Origin of the sequence: Myxococcus sp. MISCRS1 (assembly GCF_026626605.1) — a bacterium.
Lineage (GTDB): Bacteria > Myxococcota > Myxococcia > Myxococcales > Myxococcaceae > Myxococcus > Myxococcus fulvus.
Window position 1 is genome coordinate 10,007,165 of sequence record NZ_JAPNKB010000001.1, and the last position, 21,308, is coordinate 10,028,472.

The following is a 21,308-nucleotide window of genomic DNA, read 5'->3' on the forward strand; positions in this document are numbered from 1 at the left end:
CGGTCCTGAGTCGTCAGGGGTTGATGGGCCAGCCGCGCCGTGAGATTCGTGGGCGTCTGAAGACTTTCACCCTGGTGTGTGTGAATCGTCAAGAATCCCCCGGGTTGCCTTGGCTTGCATGTGTGCCGGGTTGGGTCTGTTTTGATTGTCTGGTATGTGATTCGCAATGTTTGACCTGGAGATTCCGGGTGCGTTAAGGGTTTGTGCAATGCGACACGAGGCAATCGCTGTCGTGGGCATCGGCCTTCGATTTCCTGGGGCCGAGTGTCCGCGGAGCCTGTGGAGGCTTCTGTGCGAGGGATTGGACGCCACCCGAGAGATCCCGACCTCCCGCTGGGAGAAGGGCTTGCTCCATGAGCCCACCCCGGCCACTCCGGGGAAGGTGCGCCACTGGCGCGCTGGACTGCTGGAGGACGTCGCATCGGCGGATCCCCAGGCCTTCCGTCTGTCGAAGCGGGAGCTGCGGCAGATGGATCCCCAGCACCGCGTGCTGTTCGAGTGCGCGTGGCACGCGCTGGAGGACGCGGGCCTCCCCCTGGATTCCCTCCGAGGCAGCCGCACCGGGGTCTTCGTCGGGGTCAACTTCAATGACTTCCAGCGGATGCTGGCGCGGGACTGGGGGGCGCTGGATGGGTATTCCGTGCTGGGCACCACGCCGTCCTTCGCGGCCAATCGCATCTCCCATGCCTTCGACCTCCGGGGGCCCAGCACCTGCTCCAGCGTGGGCTGCGCCTCGTCGACGACGGCCGTACATGAGGCCTGTAGAAGTCTGATGTTGGGAGAAGTTGACTGCGCGCTCGCAGGTGGCGTGGAGCTGATGCTCTCTCCGGACAGCAGCATCATGCTCTCCCAGGCCGGGGTGCTGTCGGCGCGCGGGGAGTGCCGGACCCTGGATGCCGGAGCGGATGGCTACATCCGTGGCGAGGGCGCCGGGATGCTCGTCCTCAAGCCGCTGTCCCGGGTGGACCCGAGTGATCGCGTGTACGCGGTGATCCGTGGCAGCGCCGTGAACCACAACGGCCGCAACGAGTGGATCATGGCGCCCAGCATCGAGGCGCAGACGGACGTCATCCGTCAGGCCTGCTCACGGGGCGGCGTGGAGGCCGCCAGCCTGGACTACGTGGAGCTGCACGGCTCGGCCTTCCTCAAGGGCGACGCGGCCGAGGCCCTCGCCATCGCCGAGGCGCTGGGTGGCGCGCGCTCGGAGCCCTGCCGGCTGGGCGCGATCAGCAACAACCTGGGCTATCTGGGGGCGGCGGCTGGCATCGCGCAGCTCATCAAGGTCTGCCTGTCGCTGTACCACCGCACCCTACCACCGACGATTCATGTGGATTCCCCTAATCCCACACTCGCTTTCGACGAGCTGGGGCTGCAAATCCAGTCAAGCCTGGAGGCCTGGTCAGACCGCGGGGCAGGTCGACCCGCACGCGCTGGCGTCGTGTCTACCTCCCTGGGTGGGTCCAATGCCTTTGTCGTCCTGGAGTCCGTCCCGGAATTTCCTCTCATGCAAGGGCTTGCGGCCATCTCGTCGAACCACCTCCTGGTGCTCTCCGCGCTGACCCCGGAGGCACTCAGGCAGCAGTCCCAGCAGGTTCTGGATTTCCTTTCGGAGAACGCAGACTCTGCTATCCGGCTCGGGGATGTCTGCTTTACCGCGATGTTCAAGCGGCAGCACCATCGCCATCGTGCCGCGATGCTCGCCGGGGGGCGGGAAGGATTGATGCGAATGCTGAAGGCATTCATCGGTTCTCCGGAACAGACCCTCTGGGTGGAGGAGGGCCTGCCGAGCCACTGGGTCGAGGCGGGGCGGACCTATCTGGAGAAAGGCAGGGTTTGCCGCGAGGCCTTCCCAGGGCTCGAAGGACGATGTGTAAGTCTTCCGGCCTATCCCTTTCAGAGACAGCGTTTGTGGCCGGAGTGGCTTTCGCCCGAGGTGGTGTCTCGTGCTCCCTCGCGTTCGAGGCCGGAGTCCGCCGAGGCGCCCGTGCCCAGGACGGCCACGGGAATGGACTTCCGGGAGGGAACCACACCAGCGCGCGAGGCCCGGCTGCTGGAGTTCCTCCTGGGGCAGGTGGCGGCGGTGCTGGAGGTGGAGCCCGCGGAGCTGGACTGGCGAGGGCGGACGCTGTTCGAGCTGGGAATGAGCTCGGTGTCCCTGGTGATGCTCTCGGGTCGGCTGACGCGGGAGCTGGGCGTGGCGGTGCCGACGACCTTCCTCTTCGAGCATCCACGGTTGGACTCGCTGGCGACGGGCCTGCGGGGGCTCCTGGATTCGCGGGCGGGGGGCGCTCGGGCGTCTGACGAGGACGCGGGGCTGGTGGAGCGCATCTCCGGGTTGTCGGAGGCGCAGGCCCGCGAGCTGATTGCGCGGAAGCTCGCGGAGCTCGACCACGAGGAGGTGGAGGGATGAGCCGCGAGGACGGTGCGGGCGTGGAGTTGACGCCGCTGCAGCAGGCCTTGCTGACCATCGAGAAGCTCCAGCGGAAGCTCGGGGCTGTCGCCCGGGCTGACGACGGCGCCATCGCCATCATCGGGATGGGCTGTCGGTTTCCAGGCGGAGCCTCGAATCCCGCACGTTTCCGTGAGCTGCTCTGGAGTTCGGGTGACGCGGTGACGGACGTCCCCGCTGAGCGTCGAGCGCTGCGGGGCGCTCATGACGCTGAGCCGTCCGCGCCTGGCAGGACGACGATGCGCCGGGCGGCGTTCGTGGAAGGCGTCGACCGGTTCGACGCGGAGTTCTTCCGCATCTCCCGACGGGAGGCGGAGGGGATGGACCCGCAGCAGCGCTTCTTCCTGGAGGTGAGCTGGGAGGCGCTCGAGGACGCGGGGCTCTCGCCGCACCGGCTCGCGGGGACGCGGACAGGCGTGTTCGCCGGCATCCACGCTCGGGATTACGCGCTGATCGCGGACGGTGGGTTGGAGCGCGTCGACGCGCACTACTCGACGGGCGTGGACGCGAGCTATGTCGCCGGGCGCCTCTCGTATCTGCTGGGCCTGGAGGGGCCCTGCATGGCCGTGGACACGGCTTGCTCGTCCTCGCTGGTCGCGGTGCATCTGGCCTGCCAGAGCCTGCGCGCGGGCGAGTCGACGGTGGCCATCGCGGGCGGCGTGAAGCTCCTCCTGGCGCCGCATCTGAGTGTGTTCCTGGCCAAGGCGGGGGCGCTCTCTCCTCGCCAGACCTGCCGCGCCTTCGACCGTGACGCGGACGGGATGGTGCAGGGGGAGGGATGTGGCGTGATCATCCTGAAGCGGCAGCGGGACGCCGTCCGGGATGGAGATCGAATCCTCGCGACGATTCGAGCCACGGCGACGAACCATGATGGCGCGAGCGGTGGGCTGACGGTGCCCAATGTCCGAGCGCAGGAGTCGCTGTATCGGCTCGCGCTGGAGCGCGCGGGACTCGAGGCGGGGCAGGTGGACTACCTGGAGGCCCATGGGACGGGGACCCGGCTCGGAGACCCCATCGAGCTGGAGGGGATTGCCAGGGTCTACGGGCGTGGGCGGGGCTCGGCGCGGCCGCTGTGGATCGGCTCTGTCAAACCGAACATCGGTCACACCGAAGCGGCGGCGGGAATCGCGGGGATCATCAAGGCGGTGACGGTCCTGCAGACGGGGGAGGTCCCGCCCGCTGTGCACTTCGAGCACCCGACGCCCGAGTTCACCTGGGAAGGCTCCGGTCTCGAAGTGGTGCGCGAGCGCAGGTCCCTCCCGGAGCTGGGTCGTCCGCATCGGGTCGCCGTGAGCTCGTTCGGGATGAGCGGGGTGAATGCTCATGCGCTGCTCGAAGCGCATCGGGAGACGGTGGCTGCCGCTCCGGATGTGGGGCCCTACCTGTTGCCGCTCTCGGCGCGTGGCGAGGCCGCGCTGAGGGAGTTGGCTGGGGCGTGGTCGCGTCAGTTGCCGGGGATGAACCTCCGGGATGCATGCTTCACGGCGGGGGCGGGACGTGCGCACCACGAGCGGCGCCTCGCCTTGGTTGCCAGGACGCGCGAGGAGCTGCAGGCGCTGCTGCGCCGCGCTTCGGAGGGGCGCGAGGGGGAGGGGGCGTTCCAGGGGCGGCTCAAGGGCTCGGGCGGACGTGGCGTGGTCTTCGTGTTGGGAGATGACGTCTCCGCGGCCCGTGGGCGCATGCGCGCGGAGCATGGCCAGGAGCAGGCATTCCTTCGCCACGTCGAGCAGCTCGACGGCGTCTTCCGGCAGGTGGCGGGCGTGTCCGTGTTCGAACTTGCGCGTGAGCGTGAGGCCGGGCACCTGCGCTCCGCCGACCAACGCGACGGCCTCGCCCACGAGGTGGCGGGCGAGTCGGTGGCCGAGCAGGAGCGCACGAAGGCGGCTGCACGCCTTCGCCCTATCGACGGGCGCGATGGCTTCGTCGGCGAGGCGGGCGATTCGGTGCTCGCGCAGGGGCGCGACGAGGTGGCTGCGCGCCGTCCCCATGGCGAGAGCCGCGATGGCCTCGTCGGCAGAACGCAGGGTGAGTCGGTGTTCCAGCCGATGGGTGGGCACGAGGGGGATGCAGCGCTCCTCCTCATCTGTCAGCTCGCCCTGGCGGAGATGTGGCGCGCCTTCGGCGTCGAGCCGTCCGCTGTCGCCGGTCATGGCGTGGGTTCAATCTCCGCCGCCGTCATCGCGGGCCTGCTCACCGTGGAGGAGGCGCTCCGGAGCGTCCTGGGGGTTCTCTCGCCTGGCTCGCTTCCTGTCCGTCCGGCGAAGTGCGCCTTCCTGTCCTTCCGAGAGGAGGCGTGGCTGGACGCGGGAGCAAACGGGACAGCTGGCGACCTGGCGAACCGGGATGCTCCCGACGTGGACCTGTCCGCCGAACAGTTGATGGAGCGGAGCGCCTCCGTCTACCTGTCGCTGGCGTGTGAGGCCTCTCTCGGCGAAGCGTTGGAAGCGGCAGCGCAGCGCCGGGGCCGGGACGTGCTCGTGCTGCAGGCCGGCTTGGGGACCCGTCAGGAGCTGCTGACCCTCGCCGCGAGGCTCTACTGTGCTGGATTCCCTCTCCGCTTCGAGCACCTCTTCCCGGAGGGGAGGAAGGTCGTCGCTCCGACCTACCCGTGGCAGCGCGAGCGCTTCTGGTGGGACGGCGAGATCGCGCCCGTGGTGGTCGAAGATGCCGCCGCGGGTGCGGAGTTGTTTCACGAACTCTCGTGGAGCCCTCGTGAGTCGGAGCACGCGCAGGCCCGACTGGATGGCACCTGGCTCATCGTCTCCGAGGAACCGGAGGCCACCCAGTCGCTCCGTGATGCACTGGCCGATGCGGGAGGCGAAGTGGTGCTGGCGCGTCCAGGCGCTGCCTTCGAGCGCGTGTCGGATCGCGACCATCGTCTCGACTTCACCCAGGTCGCGTCCTTCTCGATGTTGCTGCGCGAGCTTTGCTCCGCTGACCAGCCGCTTCGCGGAGTGCTCTTCCTGGCTCGCGCCGGAAACCCCGAGTCCTTGCCCCGTGATGTCCGGGCCCAGGCCGTCGCCCTGACCTCGCTCGTTCAGGCCCTGGCCCGCGCGACGCTGGAGAGGCCCCCTCGGCTGTACCTCATCACCCGAGGCTCGCAGGCCGTGGGCGGAGGCTCGGAGTCGGTGTCTCTCCTGGGCGCCTCCCTCTGGGGGCTCGGGCGGGTCATCGCCTACGAGCACCCCGAGCTGCGGTGCCTCCGCATCGACGTCGACTCCGCGTCGGGGGTGGATTCGTCGCGGTTGCTCGTGGACGAGCTCCGTCGCTCCTCCTCGCCCGGCGCGGAGGACGACGAGGTCGCGCTGCGCGGAGACAGACGGCTGGTCCCGACGCTCACCCAAGGACGTCGTCCCTCCACGAAGCCGTTCCGTCCGCGAGCGGACCGCACGTACCTCATCACGGGCGGGCTCGGCGGCATCGGGCTCAGGTTGGCCTCCTGGCTGGTGGACCACGGCGCGCGTCACCTCGCGCTCTGCGGCCGGATGGGAGAGACGCCGGAGGCGCGTCGGGCCCTGGCTCCCATGCGCGCCACGGGAGCGCGGGTGGACGTCTTCTCCGTCGATGTGAGCCAGTCCGAGGCGGTCGCGGACCTGTTGCGCTCGGTGCGCAGTGGAGGACCTCCCCTCGGCGGGCTCTTCCATTGCGCGGGTGTGCTGGCCGACGGCTCCCTGCTCCAACTGGAGCCCCGGAGCTTCGACCGCGTCATGGGCCCCAAGGTGGACGGCGCCTGGAACCTCCACACACTGGCCACGGATGACTCGCTGGAGCAGTTCGTCCTGTTCTCATCGACCGCCTCGTTGCTGGGCGCTCCGGGGCAGGCCAACTACGCCGCGGCGAACGCCTTCCTCGATGCGCTGGCCCACCTTCGTCGCGCACGGGGGCTGCCCGCCATCAGCCTCCAGTGGGGAAGCTGGGCGGAGGTCGGCATGGCCGCCGCGGACGCCAGGCGCGGTGCCCGACTCGCCGAGCACGGCATGGAGCCCATGTCCGTCGACGCCGCGCTGTCCGCCATGGCCCTCACGCTCGCGGAAGCCCCCGTGGTCCGCGCCATCGCCCGCTTCGATGCGGAGCGCTGGGCACGCAGTCACCCGTCCGTGGCGCGCTCGTCCCTGTTCCGTCCCCGGGTCCACGCGCCCGCCGCGGAGGCTGAGCCGCGCAAGCTCCGCGAGGTGCTGCTCTCGCTGGAGGGCTCCGCGCGCTCCCAGATGATGGAGGCCCGGCTGAAGGACATGGTGGCCCAGGTCTGCCGACTGGCTCCCGAGCGTCTCGCGGCGACGGATTCGTTCGAGTCGCTGGGCCTCGATTCCATCATGGCGCTGGAGCTGCGCGACCTGGTCCTGGGCGAGCTCGAGGTGGGGCTGCCCCTCAAGCGCTTCGTGGATGACGGCTCCATCGGGCAGGTGGCGGCCGAGCTGCTGGAGAAGCTCGCCGTCGCCAGCGTGATGGGCGGAGTGTCCTCGGCGCGCACCGACACCAAGCGGGTCCTCCTATGACGCTGGCGGAGCTCCTCCAGTCGCTGGCCGCTCACGGCATCACGCTGAGCGTGGACGGCGAGCACCTGGCCGTCGACGCGCCGGACGGGGTGCTTCCCCCGCACCTGCGCGAACAGCTCATGGAGCACAAGGCGGCGCTCCGCGCACTCCTGTCGGAGCGGGACGAGCCTCTGTCAGGCACTCCCTTGGAGGTGGTTCCTCGGCCCGAGGAGCGGCACCTGCCGTTCCCGATGACCGAGCTCCAGCAGGCCTACAGCGTGGGCCGACAGGCCGAGCTGGAGATGAACGCGTCGATGCACGCGTACAACGAGCTCGACTGCCCCGCGCTCGACCTCGCGCGCTTCGAGGAGGCGTGGAACCGGGTCGTGGACCGACACGAGATGCTGCGCGCCGTGGAGGCCCCGGGCTTCCAACAGCAGATCCTCCCCTCCGTCCCTCGCTACCACCTGCCCGTTGAGGACCTGCGCGGGCGCGGCCAGGAAGAGGCAGAGGCACGCCTCGTCGCCATCCGCGAGCGGCTGTCCCAGCAGGTGCTCCCGCTCGACCAGTGGCCCTTGTTCGAGCTGCGCGCGTGTCTGCTCGACGGCGACCGCGTGCGCCTCTTCATGAGCATCGATGGGACCTTCATCGATGGGTACAGCTTCCAGCTCCTCTACCGGGACCTGGTTCACTTCTACCGGCACCCCGAAGCCACAGTCGCGCCCCTCACGCTGTCGTATCGGGACTACTCGCTCGCCGTGCACCATGCCCGAGATGCCCGCCATGCGCGCTCGCTCGAATACTGGCGCGCGCGCCTCCCGCACCTTCCACCCGCGCCGGACCTCCCGCTGGAGAAGGACCCCCGCACGCTCCGGCGCCCGCGCTTCCGCCGCTGGTTCGCGCGCGTGGACGCGGAGGTGTGGCAGCGGCTCAAGCAGCGGGCCCGTGCACGCCGGCTGACCGAGCCCGAGCTGCTGCTGGCCGCGTACGCGGAGGTCATCGCCCGTTGGAGCCGTGGCCCGCGCTTCACGCTCAACGTCCCGCACTTCAACCGGCTGCCCGTCCACCCCCAGGTCAACGACATCATCGGCACCTTCGCCAGCTTCACGCTGGTCGAGGTGGACCACCATCCGGAGCGCAGCTTCACCGAGCGCGCGCTGGCGATTCGCGAGCAGCTCCTCCTCGCGCTCGAACATCGCGAGGTGAGCGGCGTCGAGCTGCTGCGAGAGCTGTTCCGCGCCCAGGGGCGCATCTCCGGCGCCATCATGCCCGTGGTGATGACGAGCTTCGCCTCCCACTCCCGGAGCGGGGACTCGCATTGGGTGGACTTCCTGGCGGAGTCGTTCGGCGGGCTCGTCGAGGCCCTCACGCAGACGCCACAGGTGTGGATCGACCTTCAGATCGTCTACCAGCGGGGCGGCGTCTTCCTGAACTGGGACGTGGCGGAGGAACTCTTCCCGTCCGGGATGCTGGAGGACATGTTCGCCAGCTTCCACGCGCTGCTCCTCCGATTGGCGGAGGACGACGCGGCCTGGGAGCGCGCGGACCTGGACCTGCTTCCGCCGCGCCAGCGCGAGCTCATCTCCCGCGTCAACGACACGGCCCGTCCGCTGAGTGGTGAGCTGCTCCACACGGGCTTCTACCGGAACGCCGCCGCGCGTCCCGACGCACTCGCCCTGGTCGCCGAGGGGTGCACGCTGAGCTATGGCGAGCTGGCCCGCCGCGCCAACCGCCTGGGCCATGTGCTGCGCGAGCGTGGCGCCGCGCCCAATCACGTGGTCGCGGTGGTGATGGAGAAGGGGTGGGAGCAGGTCGTCGCGGTGCTCGGCGTCCTGGCCTCGGGCGCCGCGTACCTGCCCATCGACGCGGGCCTGCCGCTGGAGCGGCGCTCCTTCATGATGCGCAACGGCGGCGTCGAGCGGGTGGTGACCCAGCCGAAGTTCGCCCGGGACTCGTGGCCCGGGTCCGTCCAGGTGCTGGTCCTCACCCCCGAGGCCTTCGGTGAGTACCCCGACGCGCCGTTGTCGACCGCGCAGCGGCCCGAGGACCTCGCGCACATCCTCTACACGTCCGGATCCACGGGCCAGCCCAACGGGGCGATGCTCACGCACGCGGGGATGGTCAACGCCATCGAGTGGACGAACCGCAAGTACGGCGTCGGGCCGGATGACCGGCTCATCGCCCTGAGCGCCCTCCACCACGACTTCTCCGTCTACGACGTTTTCGGAACGCTGAGCGCGGGCGGCACGGTGGTGATGCCCGATGCCTCCCGGCGCAGAGACCCCTCGCATTGGGTCGAGCTGATGGCCCGTCACGGCGTCACGCTCTGGAGCACCGTGCCGGCGATGATGGAGATGCTGCTGACGTACCTCGAGGGAGGCAACGTCCGGCTCGCGTGTCCGCTGCGGCTCGTGATGTTGGGGGGCGACTGGATCGCCGTCACGCTCCCCGGGCGCCTGCGCGCGCGCTTCGGCGGTGTGAAGGTGGTGAGCGTCGGCGGACCGACCGAGACGTCGCTCTGGAACATCACCCATCCCGTCGAGGAGGCGGACGAGCGTCGTCGCAGCATTCCGTACGGCAAGCCCATCGCCAACACCCGGTACTACGTGCTGGACGAACGGCTGGAGGAGCGGCCTGTCTGGGTCCCCGGCGAGCTGTGCTGCGCGGGCATTGGCGTGGCCCTGGGCTACATCGGCGCGGGGGCGGGCTCGCGGAAGTTCACCGTCCACCCTCGCACGGGCGAGCGCATCTATCGCACCGGAGATCTCGGCCGGTATCTGCCCGATGGCACCATCGAGTTCCTCGGCCGCGTCGACTTCCAGCTCTCCATCCGTGGACAGCGCATCGAGCCCGGAGAAATCGAAGCGGCGCTGCTCCGTGCTCCGGACATCCGCGCCGCCGTGGTGGGGGCCGTCGGTGAGCACCATGAGAAGCGACTCGTCGCATATGTCGTCCTCGCGGACGGTGCGCGGGAGCTCGACACGAGGCGTGTCCGCGAGTTCCTCTCGCGCGTGCTCCCCGAGCACATGGTGCCCGCGACGTATGTCGTGCTGGACGCCCTTCCGCTGACCCGCAACGCCAAGGTGGACCGCCGGGCGTTGCCTCACCCCGACGAGGTCGCCCAGGCGAAGCAGGACCCCGCATCGCGGCCGCCCCCGGCGATAGGGGGCGGCGAAGGGACGCGCGCGCTCCAGGACGCGCTGTCCAAGGCCGTCGGGGCCGTGCTGGGGATTCCGGCGGTCCATCCGGATACCAACTTCTTCGAGCTCGGCGCCAACTCCGTGCACCTCATCCAGCTCCACCTGCGCATCAAGCAGGCCCTGGCGCTGACCATCCCCGTCGTCGAGCTGTTCGGGAACCCGACGGTCCGCTCGCTCGCGGCGCGACTCGGCGCTCCGGGGACCGCGGCGCGTACCACGCCCGTCGTCGAGGCACCTCCGACGCAGGAGGACCGGGACATCGCCATCATCGGGATGAGCGGACGCTTCCCCGGCGCGGCCACGCTCGATGCGTTCTGGCGCAACCTGGTGGATGGCGTCGAGTCCGTCGGCACCTTCACCGATGACGACCTGCGGGCCGCGGGCGTGAGCGAGTCGGCGTTCCGGGACCCGCGCTACGTCCGCGCCTCGGCGGTGATGGAGGACTTCGACGCGTTCGACGCCGACTTCTTCTCCCTCACCCCCCGCGAGGCGCGCTCGCTGGACCCTCAGCAGCGCGTGTTCCTGGAGTGCTCGTGGGAGGCGCTCGAACACGCGGGCTACCCACCTGGCGCGGGCGACGCCGTCGTCGGTGTCTACGCGGGCAAGAGCGTCAGCCACTACCGCTATCCGTATCCGGACCTCACGCGGCCGCTCAGCTTCTTCCAGGACCTCGTGTCCCAGGACAAGGACTTCCTGGCGACGCAGACGTCCTACAAGCTCGACCTGCGCGGTCCGAGCCTGAACCTCCAGACGGCCTGCTCGACGTCGCTCGTCGCCGTGTCGACGGCCTGCGACGCGCTGCTCGACGGACGCTGCGACATGGCGCTCGCGGGCGGGGTGGCCATCAAGGTCCCGCACAAGGTCGGCTACCTCTACGAAGAGGGCAGCATCTTCTCGAAGGACGGCCACTGCCGGCCGTTCGATGCCCGGGCCAGCGGCACCCTCCCTGGAAGCGGCGCCGGCGTCGTCGTGCTCAAGCGCCTGAAGCGAGCGCTCGCCGATGGGGACCGGGTCCTCGCGGTCATCAAGGGCTCCGCCATCAACAACGACGGGCACCGGAAGGTCGGCTTCATGGCGCCCGGTGTCGAAGGGCAATCCGACGTCGTCCGCCGGGCGCACCAGCGCGCCGGCATCGACCCTCGGAGCATCTCCTACGTCGAGGCGCACGGGACGGGGACCGCCATGGGCGACCCCATCGAGGTCGCGGCGCTGACCCGGGCCTTCGGTGAGCAGGCGGAGTCCCGGTCCTGTGCGCTGGGCTCGGTGAAGAGCAACATCGGGCACCTGGACAGCGCGGCGGGAATCGCCGGGCTCATCAAGGTCGTGCTGTCCCTCCAGCACCGCACCCTCGCGCCCTCGCTTCACTTCGAGGCGCCGAACCCGCGCATCGACTTCGAGCACAGCCCGTTCTTCGTGGTCGACAAGGCCACGCCGTGGAATGTGGCGAGCGGCCCGCGCCGCGCCGGAGTCAGCTCTTTCGGCATCGGCGGCACCAACGCGCATGTGGTGGTGGAAGAGGCTCCCGCGGCACAGGTGCCCGAGGCCTCCGGCGCGGATCGCCCCCGTCATGTCCTGACGCTCTCGGCGCGCAATGACGCGGCGCTGCGGTTGCTCGCGGGCCAGTACCAGGCGCTGTTGGAGGGAACCGACGTGTCGCTCGCGGACGTGTGCTTCTCCGCGAACACGGGCCGGGTCGCCTTCGAGCATCGGCTCGCGGTGGTGGCCTCGGAGCGTGGTGCCATGGCCGCCTCGCTCGGCGCCGCGGCGAGGGGCGAGGAGCGTCCGGGGTTGGTACACGGCGTGCTCGACGCGAGGTCGTCGCCGAAGGTCGCGTTCCTCTTCTCGGGGCAGGGCTCGCAGTACGTCGGCGCGGCTCGCGAGCTCTATCCGACGCATCCGGGTTTCCGCCGCCGCATCGATGCGTTCGATGTGCTGCTGCGTGACGTCTGGGGACGCTCGCTCCACTCCGTGCTCTATCTGGAGCCGGGACACGACTCGCCCATCGACCAGTTCGACTACGCGCAGCCGGTGCTCTTCGCGCTCGAGTACGCGCTGGCCGAGCTGTGGATGTCCTGGGGCATCCAGCCCGATGTCCTGCTCGGACACAGCACGGGAGAGCTGGCGGCGGCGTGCCTCGCGGGGGTGTTCAGCCTCGAGGACGGACTGAAGCTGGCGATCCACCGCGGCCGGCTGATGCATCAGCTCCCCGAGGGCGGAAACCTCGCGGTCTCCACGGGTGAGGCGGAGGTCCGCGAGGTCCTGGCGCGAGGCGGATGGAGCTGCTCCATCGCCGCGCTCAATGGTCCCGACAACGTGGTCGTCTCCGGTCCCCCTGGCGAGCTGGGGGAGGTGGCCTCGGCCCTGGAGTCGCGCGGCCTCAAGGTGCGCCGCCTGAACATTCCGCGCGCGGCCCACTCGGTCATGGTCGAGGCCATCCTCCCGGAGTTCAGGGCCGTCGCCTCCACGCTCTCCTACGCGCGGCCCGCCGTCCCCATGGTCTCCGGGATGACCGGCGAGCCCATCACGGACGCCATCACCACGCCGGACTATTGGTGCCGCCAGCTCCGAGACCCGGTGCGGTTCGCTCAGGGCGTGGAGCACCTGTACCGCGACGGGGTGCGGGTGTTCATCGAGATGGGGCCCAAGGCGACGCTGCTCGGCATGGCGGCGCGGTGCGTTCCGGAAGGGGAGTGCGCGTGGCTGCCGAGCCTGCGGCCCGAGGACGGCGGCTGGCAGCAGATGTTGGAGAGTCTGTCGGCGCTGTATGTCCGAGGCGTCCGCGTGGACTGGACGGCCTTCGAGGCGGGCTTCACCCGGCGCAAGGTGGCGCTCCCCACGTATCCCTTCCAGCGGCAGAGGTACTGGGAAGAGGGCGCGGGGCTGCAGCGGCTTCAGGGCACGAGCGTCACCCGGGAGGAGCACCCCCTGCTCGGCGCGCGCCTGCCGTTGGCCGTGCTCGGGGCGGACGCGCTGCTGTTCGAGTCGACGCTGGGTCCTTCGTCGCAGGCCTTCCTGGGGCAGCATCGCGTCTTCGGGACTCCGACGTTGCCCGCGACGGCCTACGTCGAGATGGCGCTGGCCGCGGGCGCGCGACTGCTCGGCACGAAGGCGCCGCGGTTGGAGAACCTGTCCTTGCTCGCGGCGATGACCTTCCCTGGAGACTCCAGTCGCAGGGTGCAGTGCTCGGTGAGCAAGGACGAGGCTGGCACGGCGACGGCGCGCATCTTCAGTCGCGCGATGGATGACGCGGAAGGCGAGTGGGTCCTTCATGCGACCGCGACGCTCCTCGCCCCACTCGAGGGAGAGGCGCCTGGTGAGTCAGCGGGATACGACGCGGTGCTCGCGATGCAGCGGGCCGCGCTGCTCATCCCAGACCCTTATCGAAGGGCGCGGGAGTCCGGGGTCGACTTCGGCGCGGAGTTCCAGGGCATCACCGAGCTGCGCCGACAGTCGGAGCAGGTCCTGGCCCGGATCGAGAGGCCCGCCGTGCTCGGGGACCACGACGCGTTCTTCGCGCACCCGGCGCTGCTGGATGCGTGTCTCCAGGTGGTGGGCGGCGTGTATCCGGAGTCGAGCGGCTCCGAGCTCTATGTGCCGATGAACGTGGAGAGCCTCGAGCTGTTCGGAGGACTCGACGCGCGGATGTGGAGCCACGCGGTGGTGCTGCCCCTGGATGCCACGTGGAAGCGGCTTCGCGCCGATGTCCACGTCTTCGGGAGGGAGGGGAGGCTGTGCGCGCGAGTCCTCGGACTGGAGCTCCAGCGGACCCGTCGGGAAGCGTTGAGCCCGGCGACCCAGTCACCGCTGGATGGATGGCTCTACGAGCGCCGGTGGGAGCCGCTCGCGCTGGAGGCGGCGGGCACCCCTCCGACGGAGCGCGGACCGTGCCTGATTCTCGCGGACGAGCGTGGGCTGGGGCTGCAGCTCGCGCGAGCACTCGAACGGGATGGACGGACCTGCTTCATCGCGTTCCGCGGCCAGACGTTCCGTGCCATCGGCGACACGCGCTTCGAGTTGCCGGAGGACCCCGAGGTGCTCGCGGAGGCCCTGCGGACCCTGCGGCTTCCGGCCTCGCTCTCGGACGTCATCCTGCTGTGGGGGCTGGACGGCGCGGATTCGGAGGACCTCGACCCGGCGAGCCTCGACGCGGACGCGCGGCGCGGATGCGGAGGCGGCCTCGGGCTGCTGCGCTACCTCATCGAGCGTGGATACTCCCAGGCCGTGTGGTGGGTGACGCGGGGCGCGCAGGCCGTCGTCACCGGGCAGTCACTCCCTGGGATTGCACAGTCGCTGCTCTGGGGCCTGGCGCGACCTGTCGCCATCGAGTCCTCCGAGCTGGATGTCCGGTGCGTCGACCTTGATCCACGGAGCGCACCGGATGCGCAGGTGGAGGCGCTCACGCGGGAGCTCCACGCGCGAACAGAAGTGGCGGACAACCAGGTCGCCTTCCGCGGTGGCCGCCAGGTCGCACGGCTGCGCAGGGTCTCTGCTCGCGAGGCTCTGCCCGCGTCCTCGCGGCGGGCGGGCGCTGACGCTGTCCGGGAGGATCGCACCTATCTCGTGGTGGGTGGGCTCGGTCGGCTGGGGTTGCTGACGGCGGAGCTCCTGGCGAATCGGGGCGCGCGGAGCCTCGTGCTGACGGGGCGTGGCGCGGTGGGGCCGGAGGCGGCCGAGCGGCTGGCGCGACTGCGCACGCTCGGGGTGCGCGTCGAGTACCGACAGGTGGACGTCGCGGACGAGGACGCGCTCGCGGCAGTGCTCCGGGAGATCTCCGACGAGCTCGCGCCGCTGGGTGGCGTGTTCCACTCGGCGGGTGTGCTGGATGACGGAGTCCTGCGCCAGCAGCGCTGGGCCCGCTTCGAGAACGTGCTCAGGCCCAAGGTGAGGGGAGCGTGGAACCTGCACCGGCTGACCTCGAAGCTCGCGCTCGACCACTTCGTGTTGTTCTCGTCCGTGGCCTCCCTGGTCGGCTCCGCCGGACAGTCGAACCACTGCGCGGCGACGGCGTTCGAGGACGCGTTGGCGCATCACCGCCGAGCCCTCGGACTGCCGGGGCTCAGCATCAACTGGGGGGTGTGGGCGGGAGACGCCGGAGCCCGCGTGGACGTCGGCGCGCGCTCCCACACTCCGGGCTGGGGGAGCCTCCCCGTGCGCGAGGGGCTGGCGGCACTGGAAGCGCTGCTCACGAGCCCTGTCGCGCAGGTGGGCGTCGCGGAGATCGACTGGGCGGTGTTCGGCGGTGGCCGCTCCTCGCCCTACGACGCCGAGCTGCGCGACGCGGCCCGGGGGCGGACCGTGGAGCGCGCGCGCTTCCTGGAGACACTCGCCCGCTCGCCCGTCACGCAGCGTCGCAAGCTGCTCCTGGACTACCTGCGTGAGCAGGTGGCGTGGATTCGCGGCGCGGCCTCCGGTGCCTCGGTCGACCCCTCGCAAGGCTTCAGCGAGATGGGCATCGACTCCCTGGCGGCGCTGCAGCTCAAGAACCGGCTCCAGAGCGGCTTCGGGCTCTCGCTGCCCGCCACCCTCGTCTTCAACTACCCCACCACCGAGAAGCTCGCGGAGCAGCTCGCCACCGCGTTCCTTCCCCTGGAGTTCGCCTCGCCCACCATCGCCCCTCCCGAAGCCCCGGAGCAGGGCACGTCCGAACTGGAGAACCTGTCCGAAGCGCACCTCGCCCACCTGCTCGAAGAGCAGCTCTCGAAGATGAACTAGGAGCCCGCCGTGTCCGCCCAGGCAGACCATGCGGAGTTGATGAAGCGCGCGCTCCTGAAGCTCCAGGAGGCGCAGGCACAGCTCGACGCCCACGCACGCGAGCGGCATGAGGCCCTGGCCATCGTCGGCATGGGATGCCGGTTCCCGGGCGGCGCCTCGACTCCCGGTCGCTACTGGCGACTGCTCCTCGACGGTGTCGACACCGTCACCGAGGTCCCCAAGGAGCGATGGGACGCGGAGGCCTTCTATCACCCCGAGCCCGACCAGCCGGGGAAGGTCTACTGCCGTCACGGCGCGTTCCTGGAGGACATCGACCAGTTCGAGCCCCGGTTCTTCGGCATCTCCCCGCGCGAGGCGGCGCGGATGGACCCGCAGCACCGGCTGCTGCTGGAGGTCGCCTGGGAGGCACTGGAGAGCGCGGGGCGCGACCCGAGCTCCCTGCGAGGAAGCCGAACGGGCGTGTTCATCGGGATGATGGGGCAGGACTACACGCAGCTCGCCACCCAGTCCCCCGAGCTCATCGACGCGCACACGGGCTCGGGCAATGGCGCGAGCGTCGCCTCGGGGCGGCTGTCGTACACGTTCGACTTCCAGGGGCCGAGCCTCACGGTCGACACCGCGTGCTCGTCGTCGCTGGTCGCCGTCCATCTCGCGCTCCGCTCGCTGCGCCAGCGCGAGGTCGACTTCGCGCTGGTGGGCGGGGTGAACCTGGTGCTGTCGCCGGTCGCGACGTTGATTGAGTCGCGCGCGCACATGCTCGCCGTGGACGGGCGCTGCAAGGCCTTCGATGCGGCGGCCAATGGGATGGGAAGAGGGGAGGGCTGTGGCCTCCTCGTCCTGCGGCGGCTCGCGGATGCCCTCGCGGACAAGGACCCCATCGTCGCGGTGATTCGCGGCTCGGCGGTCAACCAGGATGGCCGGACCAGCGGGTTGACGGTCCCGAACGGGCTCGCGCAGCGACAGGTCCTCGCGGAGGCACTGAGGGATGCGCGCGTCGATGCGGCGCGCGTGGGCTACGTCGAAGCCCATGGGACCGGGACGGCGCTCGGTGATCCCATCGAGCTGGAGGCGCTCGCCGCGGTCTACGGGGACAGGGCGACGCGCGAGCAGCCCCTGATGGTGGGCTCGGTGAAGACGAACCTGGGCCACCTGGAGGGCGCGGCGGGCATCGCGGGGCTGATGAAGGCCGCCCTGTGTCTGGCGAACGAGGCGATTCCTCCCCACCTCCACTTGCGGACCCCCACGCCGCACGTCGACTGGAGCCGGCTCTTCGTCGAGGTCCCCACCGCGCGGCGCGACTGGCGAGCCGAGGCGCCGCGCTTCGCGGCCGTGAGCTCGTTCGGGTTCTCGGGCACCAACGCGCACGTCATCCTCGAGTCCGCGCCGCGTCCGGAACAGGCGGCCGTCCAGGCCACCGCGCGCCTGCCGCAGCTCTTGACGCTCTCGGCCCGCACGAGCGGCAGCCTGCGCCGGTTGGCGGCGTCGTTCGCGGACGCGCTCGGCGGGGCGCGCGAGGATGCGCTCGCGCAGGTCTGCCACACGGCGAGGGTCAGCCGGAGCTCGCTGGAGGAGCGCGTGGCCTTCGTGGCCTCGACCTCCGAGGACCTGGCCGCCGCCCTGCGCGACTTCAGCCGTGGCGAGTCCCGAACCACCGGCGCTTGGGTCGAAGGGCAGCGAGGCCCGGAGGCGCCGCTCGTCGCGTGGCTCTTCACCGGGCAGGGGGCCCAGTACGTGGGCATGGGGCGGGAGCTGTTCGAGACGGAGCCGGGCTTCCGTCGCGACCTCCTCCACTACGAGGAGATCCTCCGCCCCCATCTCGACCGGCCGCTGACCGAGGTGCTGTTCCAGGGCGACGCGGGCGCGCTGGACGAGACGCGGTACACGCAGCCGGCAATCGTGGCGCTCGAGCTGGCGGTGGCCGGTCTGCTGCGCTCGTGGGGCCTCCACGCCGACGCGGTCCTGGGGCACAGCGTCGGTGAGTATGCCGCCGCCATCTTCGCCGGCGCCCTGACCGCCGAGGCCGGGCTCCCGTTGGTGGCCGAGCGCGCGCGGCTGATGCAGGCGCTGCCCGAGCGCGGCGCCATGCTGGCCCTCTTCACCGACGAAGCGCGAGTCCTCCGAGCCGTGGCGGGGCATGAGCGGGTGTCGCTGGCGGCGCTCAATGGGCCAAGGAACACGGTCATCTCCGGAGCGCGGGAGTCGCTCGACGCCATCGCGCGCGAGCTGGCCGCCGAGGGCATCGAGAGCCAGCGCCTGAAGGTCTCGCATGCGTTCCACTCGCCGCTGATGCAGCCGATGTTGGAGTCGTTCGCGCGCGTCGTCGCCGGTGTGCGCCTCCAGGCGCCGCGGGTGTCCCTCATCTCCAACCTCGACGGCGCCGAGGCAGGGGAGGGCTTCACGTGTCCGGACTATTGGGTCCGGCATTGCCGCGAGCCGGTCCGCTTCGCGGAGGGACTCCGCACGCTCCTCCAGCGTGGGGTGCGCGCCTTCCTCGAGGTGGGTCCGAAGCCGGTCCTGTCGAACCTCGCGCGAGACCTCGCGGCCTCCGAATCCGCCCTGTGGCTGGAGACGCTGCACCCGCGTCGCTCGGACCGGATGGGACTGCTGCGCGCCGTGTCGGAGCTCTACGTGCGTGGCGCGACGGTGGACCTGGCGCGCGTCGATGGCGCACGCGGGCGCATCGCCCTTCCGACCTATCCGTTCGAGCGGCAGCGGCACTGGCTGGACGTTCCCGCGCCCTGGTCACGTCCCACGAGGCCCGCGGTGCATCCACTGCTCGGTGAGCGGTGGGACTCCGTGGCGCTGCGTGAAGGCACCGCCGTCTTCTCGCGAGAGCTGGAGGCGCGGGCCCTTCCACTCCTGGAGGACCACCGCGTGTTCGGCAAGGCGGTGGTCCCCGCCGCGGCCTTCGTGGAGATGGTGGCCTCGGCCGTGGCGCAGGTGTCGGGCTCGGAGTCCATGACGCTGGAGGCGGTGACGCTCCACCAGCCGCTCATCCTGCCGGAGTCGCGCACGCGCGTCGTCCAGACGCTCCTGGAGGAGCAGGGCGCCGCGGGCTTCACGTGCACCGTGATGAGCCGGGAGGACGAAGGGCGGGGCGAGCGCTCCTCCTGGAGCACCCACCTGACCTGTCGGGTCCACGCGCCCGGTGCGACGCCGCCGCCTCGGGTGGCGCTGGAGGCACGACGGCAAGACTGCCCCAGCCCCGTCGACCTCGAGGCCTTCTCCGAGGCGATTCGTCAGCGCGGGCTCGACTACGGCCCCTCGCTGCGAGTGCTGTCGTCGCTGCACCGGGGGCCTGGGGCCGCGTGCTCCTTCAGCGAGGTGGAAGCGCGTGGCGTGGGCTACCGCGCCCATCCGGCGCTGCTCGATGCGTGCCTCCGGACCGCGGCCGCCGTCACGCCCCTGTCGCCAGACGACGCGCTGCTGCTCCCGGTCGCCATCCACCGCCTCGACCTCTACCAGCGCCTGCCCGCGCGCCTCTGGACCTTCGCCTCGCAGCGCGCCCAGGCCGGCTCGACGGAACGCCCCACCACCGACATGACCCTCTGCGCCGAGGACGGCAGCGTGGTCGCGTCCCTCACCGGGCTCTCCGTCCGCAAGGCCGAGCGGGAGGTGTTGCTGCGCGGCCTCGATGTGGACTGGCAGGACTGGCTGTACCGCGTCACCTGGCGCCCGTGTGCCTCCCAGGGCGAGCTGCGCCCGGCGGGGCAGCACTGGGTCGTCTTCATCGGCGATGAGGACGTCGGGGACTCGCTGGCCGCGCTGCTCGAACAGCGGGGTGCCCGAGTCACCCGCGTACGCAAGGGCCTCTCCGTGGACCCCGCGAGGCCCGACCACTTCGACCACCTGTTCTCGCAGTGGCACGGCGCGGCTCCGCACGGCCTCGTGTACCTGTGGGGCGACGATGAAGAGGGGTCGAGCTGCGAGGGCGCGCTGCACCTGGTGCAGGCCCTGACGCGAGCTTCCTGGACGCCCCGGTTGATGCTCATCACCCGAGGCACTCAAGCGCTGTCTCCGATGCCCACGAGCCGCGCATCGCGCAGGCGCCGCTGTGGGGCCTCGGGCAGGCGGTGTCCACGGAGCTGCCGGAGCTGCGCTGCCTCCGGGTCGACCTCCCCGGTGCGCCCGTCAACGGGGAGGCCGAGGCCTGCCTGCGTGCGTTCGCGCTGGCCGAGCAGGAGCAGCAGGTCGCCGTGCGCGCGGAGGGCTTGTCCGTCGCTCGCTTGGAGCGCGCCCGCGCTCGCGCGGTGACGCGGAAGCTGGAGCTCTCCTCGGACGCGTCCTACCTCGTCGCGGGTGGACTGGGCGGGCTTGGACTCCGACTCGCGGGGTGGCTGGCGGACCGGGGCGCGCGACACCTCATCCTGCTGGGGCGGCATGGGCCATCGGCGGAGACCCAGCGGCAGCTCGACGCGCTGACGGCGCGAGGCGTCCACATCCGTGTGGCCCTGGCGGACCTGGCTTCTCGCGACGAGCTCGCGGCGGCCCTGGCCCAGCTGAACGACGCTCCTCCGCTGCGAGGACTCTTCCACGCCGCGGGAGTCCTCCGCGACGGCACCCTGGCCCATCAGACGGCGGAGCGCTTCCGCGAAGTGCTGGCACCCAAGGTCCAGGGCGCGTGGAACCTTCACGTGCTCACCGCCGGGATGCCGCTGGATTTCTTCGTCTGCTTCTCCTCGGCGGCCTCGGTGCTGGGAACGCCGGGGCAGTCCAACTACGTCGCCGCGAACGCGTTCCTCGATGCACTGGCCCAGCTCCGGCGCGCGCAGGGGTACCCCGCGCTGACCCTCAACTGGGGCTCCTGGGCAGAGACGGGGATGGCCGCGCGAATGGGCCCGGCGTCGGCGAGGTCGCCCGCTGCCCTGGGCTTCGGGACGATTCCGGTGGAGCGGGGGCTGGAGGTTCTGGAGCGCCTCATGGGGGGAGCGAACACCTCGCTCGGTGTCTTCCCCATCGACTGGACCCGGCTCGCGGAGCAGTGGCCGGGACTCTCGCGTCAGGCCTTCTTCCAGGGCCTGCTGGGAGGCGCGCCGATGGAGCCGCGGGCGCCTTCCTTCCGCGCGCGACTGGACGCGGCCGCGCCGAACCGGAGGTTGGAGCTGCTGCGCCAGCACGTGGCGGAGCAGGTCGCACGCACGTTGGGGCTGGCGGAGTCGGAGCGGCTCTCCGGTGGCGAGCGGCTCTTCGACCTGGGCTTCGATTCACTGCTGGCGGTGGAGCTGAAGAACCGGCTCGCGAGCAGCCTCGGCAAGAGCCTGCGCTCCACGCTGGTCTTCGATTTTCCCTCGGTGTCGGGGCTCGTCACGCACCTCGCGGGAGAGCTGGGGCTGGGCGAGCCCACCCAGCGGCCACTGGAGGGCCCGACGCGGGAGGACGCATTGACCGCGGAGATACAGGCGCTGTCGGAGCAGGAGCTCACCTCACTCATCGACCAGGAGCTGGTGAGCGCGCTCACCCGCTGAGGACCGG

At 70.8% G+C, this 21,308-nt stretch carries 5 protein-coding genes; all 5 read left to right on the forward strand.

Translation table 11 applies throughout. The annotated features are described in order from the left end of the window. Nucleotides 1-208: 208 nt before the first annotated feature. From OWM54_RS40190 to OWM54_RS40210, 5 genes are read left to right on the forward strand one after another with little or no spacing between them, the layout of a single operon-like run. Nucleotides 209-2,410, forward strand: coding sequence for a beta-ketoacyl synthase N-terminal-like domain-containing protein (locus tag OWM54_RS40190; protein ID WP_267700755.1), 2,202 nt, complete (start codon nucleotides 209-211; stop codon nucleotides 2,408-2,410). After that, nucleotides 2,407-6,945 (forward strand): type I polyketide synthase, encoded by a 4,539-nt coding sequence (locus tag OWM54_RS40195; RefSeq protein ID WP_267700756.1) that lies wholly within the window; start codon nucleotides 2,407-2,409, stop codon nucleotides 6,943-6,945. Before OWM54_RS40190 ends, OWM54_RS40195 begins: the two co-directional genes overlap by 4 nt. Further along, the gene (locus tag OWM54_RS40200) at nucleotides 6,942-15,836 is read left to right on the forward strand and encodes a non-ribosomal peptide synthetase/type I polyketide synthase (RefSeq protein ID WP_267700757.1); all 8,895 of its coding nucleotides are present in this window, start codon (nucleotides 6,942-6,944) and stop codon (nucleotides 15,834-15,836) included. Before OWM54_RS40195 ends, OWM54_RS40200 begins: the two co-directional genes overlap by 4 nt. Before the next feature lie 9 nt (nucleotides 15,837-15,845). Further along, nucleotides 15,846-20,090 carry a type I polyketide synthase gene (locus OWM54_RS40205; RefSeq protein WP_267700758.1) on the forward strand — a complete coding sequence of 1,415 codons (4,245 nt, stop codon included), beginning with the start codon at nucleotides 15,846-15,848 and terminating at the stop codon, nucleotides 20,088-20,090. Next, entirely contained in the window at nucleotides 20,048-21,301 is a 1,254-nt protein-coding gene (locus tag OWM54_RS40210) for a beta-ketoacyl reductase (RefSeq protein WP_267700759.1), read from the forward strand. Before OWM54_RS40205 ends, OWM54_RS40210 begins: the two co-directional genes overlap by 43 nt. Nucleotides 21,302-21,308 lie beyond the last annotated feature (7 nt).